14 protein-coding genes and 1 pseudogene are annotated in these 19124 nt (G+C 70.0%); 7 read left to right on the forward strand and 8 right to left on the reverse strand.

Going from position 1 to position 19124, the window contains the following annotated elements; all coding sequences use genetic code 11:
- Positions 1-77: 77 nt before the first annotated feature.
- Positions 78-605 (forward strand): hypothetical protein, encoded by a 528-nt coding sequence (locus ACIHCL_RS04045; RefSeq protein WP_399856661.1) that lies wholly within the window; start codon positions 78-80, stop codon positions 603-605.
- 142 nt (positions 606-747) lie between these two features.
- Here the strand turns inward: ACIHCL_RS04045 and ACIHCL_RS04050 are convergent, their stop codons facing one another.
- Entirely contained in the window at positions 748-960 is a 213-nt protein-coding gene (locus tag ACIHCL_RS04050; protein WP_399856662.1) for a hypothetical protein, read from the reverse strand.
- A 119-nt stretch (positions 961-1079) separates the two neighbouring features.
- The gene (locus ACIHCL_RS04055; protein WP_399856664.1) at positions 1080-1577 is read right to left on the reverse strand and encodes a transglycosylase SLT domain-containing protein; all 498 of its coding nucleotides are present in this window, start codon (positions 1575-1577) and stop codon (positions 1080-1082) included.
- A 440-nt stretch (positions 1578-2017) separates the two neighbouring features.
- Between ACIHCL_RS04055 and ACIHCL_RS04060 the strand changes: the two genes are divergently transcribed.
- The gene (locus ACIHCL_RS04060; RefSeq protein ID WP_399856666.1) at positions 2018-2455 is read left to right on the forward strand and encodes a hypothetical protein; all 438 of its coding nucleotides are present in this window, start codon (positions 2018-2020) and stop codon (positions 2453-2455) included.
- Positions 2456-2669: 214 nt separating this feature from the next.
- Here the strand turns inward: ACIHCL_RS04060 and ACIHCL_RS04065 are convergent, their stop codons facing one another.
- The 4 genes and pseudogenes from ACIHCL_RS04065 to iolC form a co-directional block, all read right to left on the reverse strand.
- The gene (locus ACIHCL_RS04065; RefSeq protein WP_399856668.1) at positions 2670-4169 is read right to left on the reverse strand and encodes a CoA-acylating methylmalonate-semialdehyde dehydrogenase; all 1500 of its coding nucleotides are present in this window, start codon (positions 4167-4169) and stop codon (positions 2670-2672) included.
- 105 nt (positions 4170-4274) lie between these two features.
- Complete coding sequence (gene iolD / locus ACIHCL_RS04070) at positions 4275-6155, reverse strand: 3D-(3,5/4)-trihydroxycyclohexane-1,2-dione acylhydrolase (decyclizing) (protein ID WP_399856670.1); 1881 nt, start codon at positions 6153-6155, stop codon at positions 4275-4277.
- A 248-nt stretch (positions 6156-6403) separates the two neighbouring features.
- A pseudogene (gene iolB, locus ACIHCL_RS04075) lies at positions 6404-7414 on the reverse strand (5-deoxy-glucuronate isomerase); the annotation flags it as partial.
- Between the two features lie 106 nt (positions 7415-7520).
- The gene (gene iolC, locus ACIHCL_RS04080) at positions 7521-8555 is read right to left on the reverse strand and encodes a 5-dehydro-2-deoxygluconokinase (RefSeq protein WP_399856672.1); all 1035 of its coding nucleotides are present in this window, start codon (positions 8553-8555) and stop codon (positions 7521-7523) included.
- A 138-nt stretch (positions 8556-8693) separates the two neighbouring features.
- Between iolC and ACIHCL_RS04085 the strand changes: the two genes are divergently transcribed.
- The 3 genes from ACIHCL_RS04085 to ACIHCL_RS04095 all read left to right on the forward strand — a co-directional run bounded on the left by ACIHCL_RS04085 (position 8694) and on the right by ACIHCL_RS04095 (position 13035).
- Positions 8694-9626, forward strand: a complete 933-nt coding sequence (locus ACIHCL_RS04085) for a sugar phosphate isomerase/epimerase family protein (RefSeq protein ID WP_399856674.1) — start codon at positions 8694-8696, stop codon at positions 9624-9626.
- A gap of 363 nt (positions 9627-9989) precedes the next feature.
- On the forward strand, positions 9990-10292 hold the full coding sequence (locus ACIHCL_RS04090; RefSeq protein ID WP_399857138.1) for a heavy-metal-associated domain-containing protein: 303 nt from the start codon (positions 9990-9992) through the stop codon (positions 10290-10292).
- A gap of 223 nt (positions 10293-10515) precedes the next feature.
- Positions 10516-13035: a heavy metal translocating P-type ATPase gene (locus tag ACIHCL_RS04095; protein ID WP_399856676.1), complete on the forward strand. Its 2520-nt coding sequence runs from the start codon at positions 10516-10518 to the stop codon at positions 13033-13035.
- 548 nt (positions 13036-13583) lie between these two features.
- Here ACIHCL_RS04095 and ACIHCL_RS04100 read toward each other — a convergent pair.
- Both ACIHCL_RS04100 and ACIHCL_RS04105 read right to left on the reverse strand, forming a co-directional pair.
- Positions 13584-14873: a citrate synthase gene (locus ACIHCL_RS04100; protein ID WP_399856678.1), complete on the reverse strand. Its 1290-nt coding sequence runs from the start codon at positions 14871-14873 to the stop codon at positions 13584-13586.
- Positions 14874-15070: 197 nt separating this feature from the next.
- Positions 15071-17302, reverse strand: a complete 2232-nt coding sequence (locus ACIHCL_RS04105; RefSeq protein ID WP_399856680.1) for an ATP-dependent RecD-like DNA helicase — start codon at positions 17300-17302, stop codon at positions 15071-15073.
- A 224-nt stretch (positions 17303-17526) separates the two neighbouring features.
- Here ACIHCL_RS04105 and ACIHCL_RS04110 point away from each other — a divergent pair, with 224 nt between their 5' ends.
- On the forward strand, positions 17527-18066 hold the full coding sequence (locus ACIHCL_RS04110; protein ID WP_399856682.1) for an SRPBCC family protein: 540 nt from the start codon (positions 17527-17529) through the stop codon (positions 18064-18066).
- A 756-nt stretch (positions 18067-18822) separates the two neighbouring features.
- Positions 18823-19122 carry a hypothetical protein gene (locus ACIHCL_RS04115; protein ID WP_399856684.1) on the forward strand — a complete coding sequence of 100 codons (300 nt, stop codon included), beginning with the start codon at positions 18823-18825 and terminating at the stop codon, positions 19120-19122.
- Positions 19123-19124 lie beyond the last annotated feature (2 nt).

Here is a 19124-nt window from a genome sequence, read left to right on the forward strand (position 1 = left end):
GCAAGGAGGGCGGGGAGCACGCGACACGGGTGGACGGTCGCCTCGCGGTGGCCGTCACGGCCTGGCACCCTGCGGACATGAATCAGTCGGAGGTACTGCTCATCGGCGGGCGGGCGGGCGTGGGGAAGTCGACCGTGGCCTGGGAGGTGTCGGCGCTGTTGCGGGCGGCGGAGGTGGCGCACGCGGTGCTGGAGGGCGACCTGATGGGGCAGGTCCATCCGGCGCCGCCCGGCGATCCGCACCGGGCAGCGATCACCGAGCGCAATCTGACGGCGGTCTGGTCGAACTTCGCGGAACTCGGGTACCGGCGTCTGATCTACACCAACACGGTGTGCGTGCTGCCGGAGTCGGCGGCGATGTTCGAGCACGCGATGGGTTCGCGTGTACGGATGGTCCGCGTCCTGCTCACCGCTTCCGACACCACCACGTATCACCGGCTGCTGGGCCGGGAGATCGGTTCGGAACTGGACCGCGAGGTGGCGAACAGCGTCCGCAAGGCCCGTCTGCTGGACGAGCGTTCCCCGTCGGACACGATCCGGGTGGCGACGGACGGCAGGAAGGTCACGGACATCGCCCGGGAGGTGGCGGACGCGACGGAGTGGTGAACACGACGGGGTGGCGGGGCCGCGGCGGCCGGGGTCCGCCAGACCCACCGGAGCCGTCACGTCCGCTGGACGCCCCAGTCCATCGGAGCCGCCACGCCCATAAGATGTTGAATCATGAACTAAATGTTAGCGCCTTGCCCCTTTATGCGCAGACGGTGGGCGCGTACGCCGTGCCGGTGGAGACGATGGTGCGGCTGGGCGCGGCGATCACGGTCGCGACGACGGTGGCGGCACTCCCGACCCCGGGGCGGGTGAGCGCCGCCCCGATGAACCGGATGATCGACGAGGCGGCCCGACGGGAACGGACGACGGGCGCGGTGCGCCGACGCCGAAAACGCAACTGCAGGGGAACCATGACGGTTCCCCTGCAGTGATTGCCTCACGGGCATTGCGCGATTGTTCCGCGACTCGCTCTCGGCCGCCGTCCCGGACGGGAACGGCTCACCATCCAACTGCGCGGCCCAAACACCCCGCTCAGTACGCGGAGTTGACGTTGTCGATGGAGCCGTACCGGTGGGCGGCGTAGTTGGCAGCCGCGGTGATGTTGGCGACGGGGTCGTAGACGTTCTTCGCGGTCCCGTTGACGTGGTACGCGTTGAACGTCGGGTCGATGACCTGGAGCAGCCCCTTGGACGGAATGCCCTTGGCGGCGTTGGAGTCCCAGTTGTTGATGGCGTTCGGATTGCCGCCGGACTCGCGCATCAGGTTGCGGTGGATCCCCTCGTACGAGCCCGGGATGCCCTTCGCGCGCATGACTTCGAGCGCCTGCTTGATCCAGCCGTCCACGTTGCCGCCGCTCGCCTGGGTGGAGGCGGCGGGGGCCTGAGCGGGGGCCGGGGTGGCGGCGGAGGCGGACGGGGCTCCGGCGACGGTACCGGCGGCGACCGCCGCACCGGCCAGGAGCACACCCAGGGAGGCCTTCTTGGTGCGGGTCATACGAGCGAAATTCTTGGGCATCGCGGTGATCTGCATTCAGCAATTCCTCTTCGATCGGAAGTGATGTCAAAAATTGTTATGCGAGCAGGAAATCCCCGTCAATGGCGGCCTCTTACTAAAAAGCCTCGTAGATGGCCTGGGAAATGATCCGAGATTCCCGCGCAGGGCCCATGGATGCCCACGGAAACCGCCCGGGCCATCTACTATTCGACCTCATAGTGACCGCCACCACATGACCCACCCCACACGGCAAATGCGCCAAATCGGGATAAGAGTGGCACACATCACGTGGCCCGCGTCACACGAGGGGCATTCTTTTCACTTGCCGTCATAAGAGAAATGCGCGGCGCATTCACACGCATGACCTCGGAGGTAATTGAGCGGGTGCCGCGCGTGTCCGTACCTTCCTCGTGCGGCACGTGTCTTCGCCGAAGGCGCGACGCGAAGACGAAGGACAAGGACGGGAGGACCCTGTGATGGCGTACCCGAACGCGAGTACGGTCCCGGCACCGGGCGCGAAAGACACGGCGGGCGTCGCCCGCACCGACAAACTGCTCCGCATGGCCCTCATGGCGGACGTGGTCCTCACCGGGGCCAACGGCATCGGCTATCTCGCGCTCGCCACGGTCCTGGACTCGTTCCTCGGCGTGCCGCGCTCGGTGGAGTACGCGGTGGGCGTGTTCCTCACCGTGTACGCGGCGTGGCTGCTGTCCGTCGCCCGCCGGGCGGAGCTCGACCGGGGCGCGGTCGCCGTCGTCATCGCCCTGAACGCCGCCTGGGGCGTGGCGAGTGTCGTCATCGTGCTCGTGGACACGCTGACGGCGACCGGGATCGGTAACGGCTGGATCGTGTTCCAGGGACTGACCGTGGCGGGCATGGGGGCGCTCCAGTGGCTGGGACTGCGGCGCATGTGAGCCCTGGAGCTGCGGCGATGTGAGCCCTCGGGCTGCGGCGCATGTGAGTCCCGGGACGCACACGCGGTCTGTCCTGGGTCTGTGGTCCGCCCGGCCAGGAACGGGGCGACGGCCCGTCCGGACACGGAGGGGTGTGTCCGGACGGGCCGTGGGCGGGGCGGTGGACCGGGCCCGGAGAAAGGGCGGCGGACCAGGGCCCCGACAGGGGGGCGGATCAGTGGTTGCGGGGGAAGCCCAGGTCCACACCTGCCGGGGCGTCGGCCGGGTCCGGCCAGCGGGTGGTGACGACCTTGCCGCGGGTGTAGAAGTGCACGCCGTCGTTGCCGTAGATGTGGTGGTCCCCGAAGAGGGAGTCCTTCCAGCCGCCGAAGGAGTGGTAGCCGACCGGCACCGGGATCGGCACGTTGACGCCGACCATGCCGGCCTGGATCTCCAGCTGGAAGCGGCGGGCGGCCCCGCCGTCACGGGTGAAGATCGCGGTGCCGTTGCCGAACGGAGAGGCGTTCATGAGGGCCACGCCCTCCTCGTACGTCTCCACGCGCAGCACGCACAGCACCGGGCCGAAGATCTCGTCCTTGTACGCGTCCGAGTCGGTGGACACGTGGTCGAGGAGGGAGATGCCGATCCAGTGGCCGTTCTCGAAGCCCTCGACGGTGTGGCCGGTGCCGTCCAGGACGACCTCGGCGCCCTGGGCCGCCGCGCCCGTGATGTAGGAGGCGACCTTGTCGCGATGGGCGGCGGTGATCAGCGGTCCCATCTCGGAGGACGGGTCGCCGCCCGGACCGATCTTGATCTTCTCGGCGCGCTCCTTGATCTTGGCGACGAGTTCGTCGCCGCTGGAGCCGACCGCGACGACCGCGGAGATCGCCATGCAGCGCTCACCGGCGGAGCCGTACGCGGCGGAGACGGCCGCGTCGGCGGCGGCATCGAGGTCCGCATCCGGCAGCACCAGCATGTGGTTCTTCGCACCGCCGAGGGCCTGGACGCGCTTGCCGTTGGCGGAGGCGGTGGCGTGGATGTAGCGGGCGATCGGGGTGGACCCCACGAAGGAGACCGCAGCCACGTCCGGGTGGTTCAGCAGGGCATCCACGGCGACCTTGTCGCCGTTCACGACGTTCAGCACCCCGTCCGGCAGACCGGCCTCGGCGGCCAGTTCGGCCAGCAGGTTCGCGGCCGACGGGTCCTTCTCGCTGGGCTTGAGCACAAAGGTGTTCCCGCAGGCGACGGCGAGCGGGAACATCCACATCGGCACCATGGCCGGGAAGTTGAACGGGGTGATCCCGGCAACCACACCGAGCGGCTGGCGGATCGCGGCGACGTCGACCCGGCTGGACACCTGGGTGGACAGCTCGCCCTTGAGCTGGGTCGTGATGCCGCAGGCCAGCTCGACGACCTCCAGGCCGCGGGCCACCTCGCCCAGCGCGTCCGAGTGCACCTTGCCGTGCTCGGCGGTGATCAGCCTGGCGATGTCCTCGCGGCGGGCGTCGAGCAGCGCGCGGTAGCGGAAGAGGATCGCGGTACGGGTGGCCAGCGAGGACGTGCCCCAGGAGGCGTAGGCGTCCTTCGCGGCGGCGACCGCGGCGTCGACCTCCTCGGCGGAGGCGAGCGCGACGCGGGTGGTGGCCTCGCCGGTGGCCGGGTCGGTGACCGGGCCGTAATTGCCCGAGGCACCCTCGACGGTCTTGCCACCGATCCAGTGGTTGACGGTCTTCATGACGGAGCTCCTTCGGTGGCGTCCAGGTGTCTTGGTGGCGGTGGCGCCGGGCGTGTGGCACGCGGGGGACGGGGCGTTACCGGGCGCCCGAACGGCGGCGGCGCCTCAGAGGTGGTGGCGCCGGTCGGCAACATGGTGTTCGTACGTCTCGCGGGCCTTCACGGCCGACGGCCGGGTGGCCGTCTCGGCCACGGGAACATCCCACCACGCCTGCGCCGGAGGAGGGCCCGACACTGTGTCTGCCGTTTCGGTCTCGACGTAGACACAAGTGGGAAGGTCCGAGGCGCGCGCCTCGGCGAGGGCTTCACGCAGGTCGCACACCGTCCTGGCGCGGAGCACCCGCATGCCGAGCGAGCCAGCGTTGGCCGCGAGGTCGACGGGGAGCGGCGGGCCGGTGAAGGCACCGTCGGCGGTCCGGTGGCGGTAGTCCGTACCGAAACGCTCGGCGCCGACCGACTCGGAGAGGCCGCCGATGGACGCGTACCCGTGGTTCTGGAGAACGACGAGCTTCACGGGGAGTTCCTGCTGCACGGCGGTGACGATCTCGGTGGGGTTCATCAGGTACGTGCCGTCGCCGACGAGCGCCCAGACGGGGTGGCCCGGGGCGGCCAGCTGGACCCCGACCGCCGCCGGGATCTCGTAGCCCATGCAGGAGTAGCCGTACTCGACGTGGTACTGGTGCGGTGAGCGGGCCCTCCAGAGCTTGTGCAGGTCGCCGGGGAGCGATCCGGCCGCGTTGATCAGGACGTCGTCCTCGGTGACGAGTGAGTCGAGGAGCCCGAGCACCTGGGCCTGCGTGGGACGGGCGTGCGGGTCGTCCGCGGCGAACGCGGCGGTCACCCGCCGTTCCCACGCCGCCTTGGCCCCGGTGTACGCGGTCTCGTAGGCGGGGTCGACGCGGTGCTGGTGCGCGGCGAGTTCCGCTTCGAGCGCCTTCAGCGCGGTGCGGGCATCGGCGACGAGCGTGAGCCCGCCGAGCTTGTGCGCGTCGAAGCCGGTGATGTTGATGTTGAGGAAGCGGACCGCCGGGTTCTGGAAGAGGGTGGCGGAGGCGGTCGTGAAGTCGGAGTAGCGGGTGCCGACTCCAATCACCAGGTCGGCGTCGCGGGCCAGCACGTCGGCGGTCGCGGTGCCCGTGTGGCCGATGCCGCCGATGTCGGCGGGGTGGTCGTGGCGCAGGGAGCCCTTGCCCGCCTGGGTGGAGGCGACGGGGATGCGGGTGGCGGAGGCGAGGGCGGCGAGGGCCTCTTCGGCCTCGCTGTACCGCACCCCGCCGCCCGCCACGATCAGCGGCCGACGGGCGTCGCGCACCGCCCGTACCGCCCGTTCGAGTTCGTGCGGGTCGGGGGCGGGGCGGCGTACGTACCAGACGCGCTCGGCGAAGAACTCCTCCGGCCAGTCGTGCGCCTGGGCCTGCACGTCCTGCGGCAGCGCCAGTGTGACCGCGCCGGTCTCCGCCGGGTCGGCGAGGGTCCGCACGGCCTGGAGGGCGGCCGGGACCAGGGCCTCCGGGCGGGTGATCCGGTCGAAGTAGCGGGAGACGGGGCGCAGGCAGTCGTTGACGGAGACGTCGCCCGCGTACGGGACTTCGAGCTGCTGGAGCACGGGGTCGGCGGGCCGGGTCGCGAAGGTGTCCCCGGGCAGGAGGAGGACGGGGAGGTGGTTGACGGTCGCGAGGGCGGCTCCGGTGACGAGATTGGTGGCACCGGGGCCGATGGAGGTGGTGACGGCATGCGTGGACAGGCGGCCGGACCGGCGGGCGTAACCGACGGCGGCGTGCACCATGGCCTGTTCGTTGCGGCCCTGGAAGTACGGCATGGACCGGCCGGACTCGACGAGCGCCTGGCCGATGCCGGCGACGTTGCCGTGGCCGAAGATGCCCCAGGTGGCGCTGATCAGCCGCTGCCTCCGGCCGTCGCGCTCGGTGTACTGGCGGGCCAGGAAGGCCACCAGGGCCTGGGCGGTGGTGAGCCGGCGGGTGCTCATGGGCGTGCCTCCGGTCCGTCGTACGAGGTTGCCGTCCTGGGCGCCGGTCCGGGCACAGGCCCGGGGCCGGGCACAGGCCCGGGGCCGGGCACAGGCCCGGGGCCGGGCACAGGTTCCGGTTCGGGCACAGGCCCGGGGCCGGGCACAGGCCCGGGGCCGGGCACAGGCCCGGGGCCGGGCACAGGTTCCGGTTCGGGTGCAGGTTCCGGGCCGGGCGCGGGCCCCGGTTCGGGTGCAGGTTCCGGGCCGGGCACAGGTTCCGGCTCGGGCGCGGTGGCTGCCCCGTAAAGCGGGAGTCTGGGATCCACCGGTTGCGACGGCCAGGTGTCGCGGATCCAGGCGTGGTCGGGGTGATCGGTGATCAGCCATTCCCGCTCCCCCGGGCCCGCCATGACGTTGAGGTAGTAGAGGGTGCGGCCGGGTGGGGCGATGGACGGGCCGTGCCAGCCGTCGGGGATGAGGACCGCGTCGCCGCTGCGGACCTCGGCGAGGACGTCCGTACCACCGGGCCGGGACGGCGACACCCGGTGGTAGCCGATCCCGTCGTGCTCCACCTCGAAGTAGTAGATCTCCTCCAGCACTGACTCGGCGCCGGGGCGGTATTCGTCATGCTTGTGCGGTGGGTACGACGACCAGTTGCCGCCGGGGGTGAGGACCTCGACGGCGATCAGCCGGTCGCACTCGAACGTGTCGGCGGCGGCGAAGTTGTTGACCTGGCGGGAGCAGTTCCCGGAGCCGCGCAGCTCGACGGGAACCTCCGGCGCGGGGCCGTAGCGAGCGGGGAGTCGGCGCTCGCACTTCGCTCCTGCCAGGGCGAAGCGGCCTCCTGCGCCGGAGGCGATCTGTGCATGGGCGTCGCGCGGTACGTAGGCGAAGTCGGAAACTCCACTGAACACGCTTTCCCGGCCCAGCAGTTCAAAGATCTCACCTGCGATGCGCACCGTACAGCCACCGGTCAACGGCAGGACGATCCACTCGCTCTCCCCGGCGACGAGAGTGTGAACTCCGCCCGGCTCCAGATCGAGCACGCGCAGGCCGGACCGGTCCCAGCCGGCTCGCTCCGGGCAGATGTCGAGGGTGTACGGGGCGCCGCCGCTCACCGCGTTACCGCGACTCGCCACGTTCCCGCCACTCGCCGCGTTCCCGGTGCTCGCGGCACCGGCGGTGACACCCGCGTTCGCGGTGCTCCCGGGCCTCGCGGTGTTACCGGTGTCCGCGGCGCGGAGGTGGTACCGCCGCCGTTCGTCATCCGTTGTCATGCCTCTCCCCTACTCTTCGCCCGAAGCCCGGTGCGTTTCCGCGTCCGGGTCCGTGTCCGCGGCATCGGATCTGCCGGGGCCGGTGCGGTCAGGGTCGGCGGGGGCGTCATGGGGTGGCTCCGGTGCGGTGGGAGGTGACGGCCCCTTCGGCCAGGGCCACGTCGACCTCGTGCGGGAACGGCATGGCGGAGGAGCAGGAGAGCCGGGAAGCGACGATGGCCCCCGCGGCGTTCGCGTACCGCATGACGCGCGCGGTGTCCCAGCCGGCGAGCAGCCCGTGGCAGAGCGCCCCGCCGAACGCGTCGCCCGCGCCGAGGCCGTTGACGACCTCGACGGGCAGCGGCGGCACGTCGGTCACCGCTCCGTCGCGGTGGACGGCGAGTACGCCCGCCGGACCCCGTTTGACGACGGCGAGTTCGACACCTGCGGCGATCAGGGCGCGGGCGGCGGCGTGCGGTTCGCGTTCGCCGGTCGCGATCTCGCATTCGTCGGCGTTGCCGACGGCGACGGTGGCGAGGGCGAGGGCCTCTCGGTAGCGGGCGGCGGCATCCGCCACACGGCCCGGGGCGTTCGGCGCGGCGTCCGCGTCCGGTGCCGCGGTGTCCCAGAACATCGGGCGCCAGTCGAGGTCGAACACGGTGATGCCGGACCGGTCGCGGGCGCGCAGTGCCGCGAGGGTCGAGGCGCGGCTCGGCTCGGCGCACAGGCCGGTGCCCGTCACCCAGAAGACCCGGGCGGACCGGATCGCGTCGAGGTCCAGTTCGGGAATCCGGATCTCCAGGTCGGGCGCCTTGGGGCAGCGGTAGAAGTAGAGCGGAAAGTCGTCGGGCGGGAAGACCTCGCAGAAGGCGACCGGCGTCGGGTACGCGTCGACGGGCGTCGTCCACCGGTCGTCCACCCCGAACTCCCGCAGCTGATGGCGGAGATAGTCCCCGAAGGCATCCCGCCCGGTGCGCGTCACCACTGCGGCCCGCCGGCCGAGCCGGGCCGCCGCGACGGCGACGTTGGCGGGCGAGCCGCCGAGGAACTTCCCGAATGTCTCGACGCGCGCGAGCGGCACACCGGTCTGGAGCGGGTAGAGGTCCACACCGATCCGACCCATGGTGATCACGTCGTACGGCTCGGGCAACGGCTCAGGCATGGGCATGAACACCCCTTCGACCGGCGACGCTGACGGCTGCTCCAAGATCTAGCCGTCCCCGCGGGCCCTGTCAACGCTATGTCCGGACATAAGGACGAATGATTGACAGGGGTTCCGGGGGCCGGAAGCCTGGACCGCATGACCTCTCCCACCCGAGCACCGGCTCCGTCGCGCATCCGCATCGGTTCGGCACCCGACTCGTGGGGGGTGTGGTTCCCCGACGATCCACGGCAAGTGCCCTGGCAGCGCTTCCTCGACGAGGTCTCCGAGGCGGGTTACGAGTGGATCGAGCTCGGCCCGTACGGCTATCTCCCGACCGATCCGGCCAGGCTCGCCGACGAGACCGGCCGCCGCGGGCTCAGGGTGTCGGCCGGGACGGTCTTCACCGGATTGCATCACGGACCGGACGTATGGGACCGGACCTGGGCGCATGTCGCGGACATCGCGGCACTCACGCGGGCGATGGGCGCCGGGCACCTGGTGGTCATCCCGGCGTTCTGGCGCGACGACCGTACGGGCGAGGTCCTGGAGGACCGCGAGCTGACCGCGGCGCAGTGGCGCGACCTCACCGCCCAGACGGAGCGACTGGCCCGGGAGGTGCGGGAGCGGTACGGGCTGCGCGTCGTCGTCCACCCGCACGCCGACACGCACATCGACGGCACGGAGAACGTCAGCCGCTTCCTCGACGCGACCGACCCCGACCTGGTCTCGCTCTGCCTCGACACCGGCCACTACGCGTACTGCGGGGGCGACAGCGTCGAGCTGATCGAGACCTATGGCGATCGGATCGGCCATCTGCACCTCAAGCAGGTCGATCCGGAGATCCTGGCCCGAGTGGTGGCCGACGAGGTGCCGTTCGGGCCCGCCGTGGCGCGGGGCGTGATGTGCGAACCTCCTGGCGGGGTGCCCGCACTGGAACCCGTGCTCGCCGCGGCCCGCGCACTGGACGTCGACCTCTTCGCCATCGTCGAGCAGGACATGTACCCGTGCCCGCCCGACAAGCCGCTCCCCATCGCCCGACGCACCCGGGACTACCTCCGCTCCTGCGGCGCCGCGCGCCGGACGGGCTGACACGCCGAACGGGGCCGCCCGTACGGGCGGCGCACGGTCCGTGGCGTGGACGGCACGCACACGCCGCTCGTCATGGACGGCACCCACATGCCGTTCGTACGGACGGCGTATGCGGGACTCCGGCGCGGGCGGCCATACGGGGCGCGGGGCGGAGAACAGCGGAGACTGTCGGAGGGAGCGCTCGCATTCATACCCCCTAGGGGTATAGAGTGAGAGATGTCGGAGCCCAACGAACGGCGGGTTCCGGTTACCGCGCCGCCCGTGTTCGCCGCAGACGGGATCGCCGTAGTCGAATCCGCGGCGGCCGAACCGGCCACAGCCGAAGAATCCGCCGCAGTCGAAGCCGAAGAGGAGAACACCACCATGACCGCCGAGACCCAGCCGCCCCAGGCCACCGGCTCCTGCTGCTCACCCAGCGGCTCCTGCCACGACAGCACCAGCTCCGCCGCGGGCGCGGTGACCACCGTCTACCAGGTGTCCGGCATGACCTGCGGGCACTGCGAGGGAGCCGTCTCCCAGGAGATCTCCGCCATCAAGGGCGTCTCCTCGGTGAAGGCCGTGGCCTCCACCGGGCAGGTGACCGTCATCTCCGACGCCCCGCTCTCCGAGGAGGACGTGCGCGCCGCGGTCGACGAGGCGGGCTACGAGCTCACCGGCGCGGCCTGACACGCCCCGGTCGGCACATCCGGGCACGCCGGACACACGCCGCCCAATACATCCGGTATGCCCGACACGCCCCGGACGCACCACAGAGGCGCCGAAGCGCTGAGACACCGAAGAACAACCGCATCGTCCGTGTTACCCCCGGATTGCCCGTGTTGTCGCCGGGCCGGACCTGCCAGCGGATACTGGTGGGGTACGGCCCGGTCGGTGTTTCAGGAGTTCGGACATGCACAGCGCGACGGAGACCGGGGCACCGGCGGCGGAGGACTTCCGGGCCGAACTCGCGATCGGTGGGATGACCTGCGCCTCCTGCGCGGCTCGCGTCGAGAAGAAGCTCAACCGGATGGACGGCGTCACCGCCACGGTCAACTACGCGACCGAGAAGGCCCGGGTGGCGTACGGCCCTGGGATCGAGATCGCCGATCTGATCGCCACGGTCGAGAGGACCGGCTACACGGCACGGCCCCTATCCGTATCCCGCCGCGAACCGCCCCGTGCTCCCTCCCCCGCCGCGGCCCCCGCTCCCGCCTCCTCCTTCACGCAGGGTTCCGCCGTCGCGCAGAGTTCTGCCCTCGCGCAGGACTCCGCCTCGCCGTCGACCGAGACGGCGGAGCGGCCCACCGCCACCGCCGAGTCGTATGCCGAGGCCGCGGAGCAGCCCACTGGTTCCACCGAACCGTACACCGAGGCCACCTACCGACCCCCCGAGAGCGCTGACCAGGACACCGCAGGTCAGGACACCGGCCACCGGGACACCGCAGAGCGGGGTGCCTCCGCGGAGCTCGCCGCGCTGCGGCAGCGCCTGATCGTGTCCGCCGTCCTCGCCACCCCCGTCGTCCTGCTCTCGATGGTCCCCGCCCTCCAGTTCGACAGCTGGCAGTGGCTCTCCCTCACCCTTGCCGCGCCCGTCGTCGTCTGGGGCGGGCTGCCGTTCCACCGCGCCACCTGGGCCAACCTGCGGCACGGTGTGGCCACGATGGACACCCTGATCTCGGTGGGCACCCTCGCCGCCTTCGGCTGGTCCCTGTGGGCGCTGTTCCTCGGTGACGCGGGCATACCCGGCATGCGGCACGGCTTCGACTTCGCCGTCTCGCGCGAGCGGGCCTCCTCCGCCCTCTACCTGGAGGTCGCCGCAGGCGTCATCACGTTCATCCTGCTCGGCCGCTACCTTGAGGCGAAGTCCAAGCGGAAGGCCGGTTCCGCTCTGCGCGCGCTGATGCATCTGGGCGCGAAGGACGTCTCCGTCCTGCGCGGCGGGAGGGAGGTACGCCTTCCCGTCGCCCGCCTCGTCGTCGGTGACCGCTTCGTCGTCCGCCCCGGAGAGAAGATCGCCACCGACGGCACGGTCGTCGAGGGCGCGTCGGCCGTGGACGCCTCGATGCTCACCGGGGAGTCCGTCCCCGTCGATGTGGGCGTCGGCGACTCCGTCACCGGAGCCGCCGTGAACACCTCCGGCCGGCTCGTCGTCGAGGCGACCCGGATCGGCGCCGACACGCAATTGGCCCGGATGGCGAAGCTCGTCGAGGACGCGCAGAACGGCAAGGCCGCCGCACAGCGCCTCGCGGACCGGATCTCGGCGGTCTTCGTCCCGGTCGTCATCGCGCTCGCCCTGGCCACACTGATCGTGTGGCTGTTCGTCACGAACGACGTGACGGCCGCGTTCACGGCCGCCGTCGCCGTGCTGATCATCGCCTGCCCGTGCGCCCTGGGCCTGGCCACCCCGACCGCCCTCATGGTCGGCACCGGACGCGGCGCCCAGCTCGGCATCCTGATCAAGGGCCCGGAAGTCCTGGAGACCACCCGCCGCGTCGACACCATCGTCCTCGACAAGACCGGCACCGTCACCACCGGCCGCATGACCCTCCTCGACATCCACACCGCCGACGGCACCGACGAGACCGACGTCCTGCGCCTCTCCGGCGCCCTGGAACACTCCTCCGAACACCCCATCGCCCAGGCCGTCGCCGCCGGAGCCGCCGAACGCACCGGCAACCCCCTCCCCAACCCCGAGGACTTCACCAACGTCCCCGGCCTCGGCGTCCAGGGCATCGTCGACGGCCACGCCGTCCTCGTCGGCCGCGAACAACTCCTCGCGGAGGCGGGTATCGCGATTCCCGCCCGCCTCGCCGACGCCGCGGCGGACGCGGCGGCCCAGGGCCGTACCGCGATCATGGTCGCCTGGGACGGGCGGGCGCACGGGGCCCTCACCGTCGCCGACGCCCTCAAGGAGTCGAGCGCGGAGGCCGTCACCGCCCTGCGCGCACTCGGCCTCCGCCCCGTTCTGCTGACGGGTGACAACCGGGCGGTGGCCGAGGCGGTCGCGGCCGAGGTCGGGATCGAGAAGGTGTACGCGGAGGTCATGCCCGAGGACAAGGTCGACGTCGTCAAGGAACTCCAGTCCCAGGGGCACTCGGTCGCCATGGTCGGCGACGGGGTCAATGACGCGGCGGCGCTCGCCCAGGCCGATCTGGGCCTGGCCATGGGGACCGGCACGGACGCCGCGATCGAGGCGAGCGATCTCACGCTCGTTCGTGGAGATCTCAAGGTGGCCGCCGATGCGATCAGGCTCTCCCGACGCACCCTGACCACCATCAAGGGCAACCTCCTCTGGGCATTCGGTTATAACGTCGCCGCCTTGCCCCTTGCGGCATTTGGGCTGCTCAACCCTATGATTGCCGGAGCGGCGATGGCGCTCTCATCGGTCTTCGTCGTGACGAACAGCCTGCGCCTGCGTGCCTTCACGTAACTTCCACAAAGAGACTTAGATCACATCGATTTGAGGGTAACCATCTGAAGGGTTCGCGAGTCTAAGAGTGCGATGCCAAGGATGTCTTGGGGGACGTCCGGTGAAGCGTCTTGGGGGACGCTTCGGGCAAGCGTTGGCCGGGGCACGTGCACCGGGGAGCTTTGAGCGGCCCTCCCGTACGTACCCCGGCAGATCGCACCGGTAGTACAAGTGAAGAACGCAGTCCGCAGTGGGCGAAAGATTGCCCAGGAGCTTCGGCTCCCGCAGACACCCGGCCGGATCCCGTGGGGGGAATCCGCTCCGGGATATGGGAAGCGCCTCGTTGTCGACCCGTGGGGGGATCGGCGGCGGGGCGCTTCTCCCTGTCCGCACCCCTTCCCCCTTCAGCCTCCCTTCCCCCTTCGCCCTCTGATTCCCCGTGCCCCGTCACCCCTGGAACGCGAATCGCCCCGTGTACCGCGCTCTGTGCGACAGCGCGGTACACGGGGCGAAGTCCTACCGACCGAAAGGCCGGAAGGCACCAGGTGCAGGTGCAGGTGCTACGAGGCTCAGCGGCTCTCGACCGGGACGAAGTCACGCAGGACCTCACCGGTGTAGATCTGGCGCGGACGGCCGATGCGGGAACCCGGTTCCTTGATCATCTCGTGCCACTGGGCGATCCAGCCGGGAAGACGGCCGAGCGCGAAGAGCACGGTGAACATCTCGGTCGGGAAGCCCATGGCCCGGTAGATCAGACCCGTGTAGAAGTCCACGTTCGGGTAGAGGTTGCGCGAGACGAAGTACTCGTCGGAGAGCGCGTGCTCCTCCAGCTTCAGCGCGATGTCGAGCAGCTCGTCGGACTTGCCCAGCGCGGACAACACGTCGTGCGCGGCGGCCTTGATGATCTTGGCACGCGGGTCGAACGACTTGTAGACGCGGTGGCCGAAGCCCATCAGCCGGACGCCGTCCTCCTTGTTCTTCACCTTGGTGATGAAGGAGTCGACGTCGCCGCCGTTGGCCTGGATGCCTTCGAGCATCTCCAGCACCGACTGGTTGGCGCCACCGTGCAGGGGGCCCCAGAGCGCCGAGATGCCGGCGGAGATCGAGGCGAACATGTTCGCCTGCGAGGAGCCGACCAGACGCACGGTGGAGGTCGAGCAGTTCTGCTCGTGGTCCGCGTGCAGGATGAACAGCTTGTCGAGCGCGGAGACGACGACCGGGTCGGGCTCGTACTCCTGGGCGGGGACCGAGAAGGTCATGCGCAGGAAGTTCTCGACGTACCCGAGGTCGTTGCGCGGGTAGACGAAGGGGTGGCCGATCGACTTCTTGTACGCGTACGCGGCGATCGTCGGCAGCTTGGCCAGCAGGCGGATCGTCGAGAGGTGGCGCTGCTCCTCGTCGAACGGGTTGTGGCTGTCCTGGTAGAACGTGGACAGCGCGCTGACCACCGAGGACAGTATGGCCATCGGGTGGGCGTCGCGCGGGAAGCCGTCGAAGAAGCGCTTGACGTCCTCGTGCAGCAGCGTGTGCTGGGTGATCTCGTTCCTGAAGGCGTCGAGCTCCCCGACCTTCGGCAGGTCACCGTTGATGAGGGTGTACGCGACCTCGAGGAAGCTTGAGCGCTCGGCCAGCTGCTCGATGGGGTAGCCGCGGTAGCGCAGAATCCCCTGCTCACCGTCGAGGTAGGTGATGGCGGATTTATAGGCGGCGGTGTTGCCGTATCCGCTGTCCAGCGTCACCAGACCGGTGTTGGCGCGGAGCTTCCCGATGTCGAAGCCCTTGTCCCCGACGGTGCTCTCGATCAGCGGGTAGGTGTACTCGCCGTCGCCGTACCGCAGTACTACAGAGTTGTCGCTCACGTCATCCCTCACCGACGTAGTGCCTCTTCTTCGAGGTTCCCTGACTGTCTCCACCCTCCCCCATTTGGCTCAGGAGAGTGCACTCGAGGTCGTCCATTGGACCTACTCGCGGCACTGAGTGCCGCGAGGATACTCATCCTGCCCCCTTGGTTCCGGTTCCGGAAGGGCTGCGTGATGTTTCCCACCGGTTTGATCGATCATTTTTTCGATGACTCTGCGTCCGGGCCCCCCGCGAGCCGGAAATCCAGCGCCGTACAGCGTCGACCGGCGGAAACCGTGCGGACCGCCTGACCGATCGCCTGGCGTGAGCCGACCAGGACGACGAGCTTCTTCGCCCTGGTCACGGCGGTGTAGAGGAGGTTTCGCTGGAGCATCATCCAGGCGCTCTTCGTGACGGGGATGACCACGGCGGGGTACTCGCTGCCCTGCGAGCGGTGGATCGTCATGGCGTAGGCGTGGGCCAGCTCGTCCAGTTCGTCGAAGTCGTAGTCGATCTTCTCGTCCTCGTCGGTGAGGACCGTCAGCTTCTGCTCGTCCTGGTCGAGTGCGGTGACGACGCCGACCGTGCCGTTGAAGACGCCGTTCTCGCCCTTGTCGTAGTTGTTGCGGATCTGGGTGACCTTGTCGCCGACCCGGAAGACCCGGCCGCCGAAGCGCTTCTCGGGCAGGTCGGGCCGGCCCGGGGTGACGGCCTGCTGAAGCAGCCCGTTGAGCACGCCCGCACCGGCCGGACCGCGGTGCATCGGGGCGAGGACCTGCACGTCGCGCCGCGCGTCCAGGCCGAACTTGGCCGGAATGCGGCGAGCGGCCACGTCCACCGCGAGCTTGCCCGCGTCCTCGGTCTCGTCCTCCACGAAGAGGAAGAAGTCCTTCAGGCCCTGGGTGAGGGGCGTCACGCCGGAGTTGATCCGGTGCGCGTTGGTGACGACGCCGGACTGCTGGGCCTGGCGGAAGATCGTGGTCAGCCGGACCGCCGGGACCGGGCTGCCGTCGGCGAGGAGATCGCGCAGCACCTCCCCCGCGCCGACCGACGGAAGCTGGTCGACGTCCCCGACCAGCAGCAGGTGGGCACCGGGTGCCACCGCCTTCAGCAGCTTGTTGGCGAGCAGCAGGTCGAGCATCGACGCCTCGTCGACGACGACGAGATCCGCGTCCAGCGGACGCTCCCGGTCGTACGCGGCGTCACCACCGGGCTTCAGCTCCAGCAGCCGGTGCACGGTGGACGCCTCGGCCCCGGTCAGCTCGGAAAGCCGCTTGGCCGCCCGTCCGGTGGGGGCGGCCAGCACCACCTTGGCCCGCTTGACCCGGGCCAGCTCCACGATGGACCGGACGGTGAACGACTTCCCGCAGCCCGGCCCACCGGTCAGCACGGCGACCCTGCTGCTGAGCGCGAGCCGTACCGCGGCCTCCTGTTCCGGGGCCAGCGTCGCCCCCGTACGGCCCGCGAGCCAGGTCAGGGCCTTGTCCCAGTCGACGTCCTGGAAGGCCGGCAACCGTTCCTCCGACGTCCGCAGCAGCCGCCGCACCTGCGCGGCGAGCGCGACCTCGGCTCGGTGGAACGGCACGAGGTAGACGGCCGTGATCATCTCACCGCCCTCGGGCGACGGCACCTTCTCCCGCACGACGCCCTCAGGGTCCTCGGCCAGTTCGGCGAGGCACTCGATGACCAGCCCGGTGTCGACCTGGAGCAGCTTCACCCCGTCCGCGATCAGCCGTTCCTCGGGGAGGAAACAGTGTCCCTGGTCGGTGGACTGCGACAGCGCGTACTGCAAGCCGGCCTTGACCCGTTCCGGGCTGTCGTGCGGGATGCCGACGGCCTGGGCGATCTTGTCGGCGGTCAGGAAGCCGATGCCCCAGACGTCGGCGGCCAGCCGGTAGGGCTGGTTCTTCACGACGGAGATCGAGGCGTCCTCGTACTTCTTGTAGATGCGCACGGCGATCGAGGTGGAGACCCCGACCCCCTGGAGGAAGACCATCACCTCCTTGATCGCCTTCTGCTCCTCCCAGGCCGTGGCGATCATCTTCGTCCGCTTCGGCCCGAGACCGGGCACCTCGATCAGGCGTTTCGGCTCGCTCTCGATGACGTCGAGGGTGTCGAGGCCGAAATGCGTGGTGATCCGGTCCGCCATGACCGGGCCGATGCCCTTGATCAGGCCGGAGCCGAGGTAACGGCGAATGCCCTGGATGGTGGCGGGCAGCACGGTCGTGTAGTTCTCGACGACGAACTGCTTGCCGTACTGGGAGTGCGACCCCCAGCGCCCCTCCATGCGGAGCGACTCCCCGACCTGGGCGCCGAGCAGCGACCCGACCACGGTCAGCAAGTCGCCCGCGCCCCGGCCGGTGTCGACGCGGGCGACGGTGTACCCGTTCTCCTCGTTGGCGTAGGTGATGCGCTCCAGCACACCTTCGAGGACCGCCATGTTGGACATGTTCCGACGGTATCGGGCGGCGCTGACAACACGGGGGCTGGCCTCGGCGGGCAGGCCTCGGGCGCCCCTTGGGCAGCGGTGCGGGGCAGGTGGGAGCCCTCGGGTGACGTCCGGGCCGGCGGGAAGAAAGCCGGGCTGGGGCCTGTTGTAGAAGCCGGTCAGTATCGGAATGATCAATGGCTGCGACAAGACAAGTGGCTCTGACAAGACAAGAGGAGAACGCCTTGAAATACCCCGACGGACTGGGTGTGGACGTGGCCGTCCATGTCGAGGCGGCCGTGCCGCGGGTCTGGGAGCTGGTGACGGACATCCGCCTGCCGGCCAGGTTCAGCCCGGAGTTGCGGAGCGTCGCCTGGCTCGACGGAGCGGACGGGCCCGTGGTCGGTGCGCGCTTCGAGGGCGTCAACCACCACCCGATGCTCGGCGAGTGGCGGACGGTCTCCCAGGTGATCGAGGCGGACGAACACCGGGCGTTCGCCTGGGCCGTCCTGGACGCCGACGGCCGGTACGGCGAGGCGACGCTGGACCCGGAACACTGCATGTCGTCCTGGCACTACGAGATCGAGGCCGAGGACACGGGCACCCGGCTGCGGCAGACAGTCCGCCTCGGGCCGGGCCGCAGCGGGCTCGCCACGATCATCGAACGCCAGCCGGACCAGGCAGAGGAGATCGTGGCCTCCCGGCTGAAGGAGGTGCGCGCCGGGATGGAGACCACCCTCCACGGCATCAAGGCGTTTGCCGAGGAGGACGGTCGAAGCGGCTGAGGACGCAGCGACCGGTGCGGCGTCCGGAGCGGCCGAGGCCGACGCCGCCCGACGCTGAGGCCGCAGCGACTCCGGACCGCCGCTCCACCACGAAGCCCTGACGGGCCGGGCTCTCGGCTGGGTGCCTGCCGCGGGCCGGCCCCTGGTCGCCCGGTCCGTCTGGTCAGTGCACCACTGCGGCGATCCCACTTCTCCCCTCGTACGGTCCGGCCCACTCCCGTGAACACGGTGCGTGCTCGGGAACATGGTGCGGACCGGGAGCGCACGTCACGCCCCGGAACAGGCGTCGCTCCCAGGTGTGTTCCCGGAACCGACGAGAGGTTCCGATCGCGCTCCTCGCGCGCCTCTCGGCAGGGAACGGAGCCTCCGCGGCTCGCTCCACACCGCAACCGACCCGGGAGATCCCGGGCAACGGAGCCGCGCGGACGTCTGTACGTACACGTACTGATCTGAGCCATCGGTGCATCCGCACACTGGCAGAAATGCTCCACGGTACCCGGACGCAGCCGACCCACAGGGCCGAGGACCTTCCGATCGCCGTCGGTCGTTTCACGTCGAAGTCGGTTACCCGTGCGCACGTCCGGCACAGTCTTGCCCTGTCCGAATAGAGATGGTCAAGCCCCGTCGAACAATCACATGGACCTCATGCAACGCACCCGGCCCCGTAACATCCACCGCGGCAACTTCCTTGAGTGCAAATGGAGATAGGACCACGCACTCTTGGGCAGCGCCCGGGGCACGGGGAGGAGACCACACATGGCAGGGGACGCGTGGGATCAGCTGAGACGGATCACGGCGCGGCAGCACACCGCACGGACGCAGATCGACCAGCTTTCGCCCCGCGACGGATCCAAGTCGTCTTCCGACAGCGTCACTGGTGGCATGAACTCCTCCCAGCAGGCATGGAACAAGGCGGGTGCGGGAGTTGGCGGGTTACGGAAGGACGTCGGAAAGGCGTTGACCCGGCTGGCGGACGGGCAGCAAGGGCTGTTTAGAACCATCGACACCGGATATGCCGATGCGCCCGCAGTCAGCGGCCGGGAAACCAGGCGGTGACG

It is taken from the genome of Streptomyces sp. NPDC052042 (genome assembly GCF_044548345.1).
In the GTDB taxonomy this organism is placed as follows: domain Bacteria; phylum Actinomycetota; class Actinomycetes; order Streptomycetales; family Streptomycetaceae; genus Streptomyces.

Coding starts and splice junctions, on each gene's coding strand:
- ACIHCL_RS04090 (WP_399857138.1), top strand. CDS start 9,990: ATGACCGCCGAGACCCAGCCGCCCCAGGCCACCGGCTCCTGCTGCTCA.
- iolC (WP_399856672.1), bottom strand. CDS start 8,555: ATGCCTGAGCCGTTGCCCGAGCCGTACGACGTGATCACCATGGGTCGG.
- ACIHCL_RS04055 (WP_399856664.1), bottom strand. CDS start 1,577: ATGCAGATCACCGCGATGCCCAAGAATTTCGCTCGTATGACCCGCACC.
- ACIHCL_RS04045 (WP_399856661.1), top strand. CDS start 78: ATGAATCAGTCGGAGGTACTGCTCATCGGCGGGCGGGCGGGCGTGGGG.
- ACIHCL_RS04065 (WP_399856668.1), bottom strand. CDS start 4,169: ATGAAGACCGTCAACCACTGGATCGGTGGCAAGACCGTCGAGGGTGCC.
- ACIHCL_RS04050 (WP_399856662.1), bottom strand. CDS start 960: ATGGTTCCCCTGCAGTTGCGTTTTCGGCGTCGGCGCACCGCGCCCGTC.
- ACIHCL_RS04085 (WP_399856674.1), top strand. CDS start 8,694: ATGACCTCTCCCACCCGAGCACCGGCTCCGTCGCGCATCCGCATCGGT.
- ACIHCL_RS04060 (WP_399856666.1), top strand. CDS start 2,018: ATGGCGTACCCGAACGCGAGTACGGTCCCGGCACCGGGCGCGAAAGAC.
- ACIHCL_RS04095 (WP_399856676.1), top strand. CDS start 10,516: ATGCACAGCGCGACGGAGACCGGGGCACCGGCGGCGGAGGACTTCCGG.
- ACIHCL_RS04115 (WP_399856684.1), top strand. CDS start 18,823: ATGGCAGGGGACGCGTGGGATCAGCTGAGACGGATCACGGCGCGGCAG.
- iolD (WP_399856670.1), bottom strand. CDS start 6,155: ATGAGCACCCGCCGGCTCACCACCGCCCAGGCCCTGGTGGCCTTCCTG.
- ACIHCL_RS04105 (WP_399856680.1), bottom strand. CDS start 17,302: ATGTCCAACATGGCGGTCCTCGAAGGTGTGCTGGAGCGCATCACCTAC.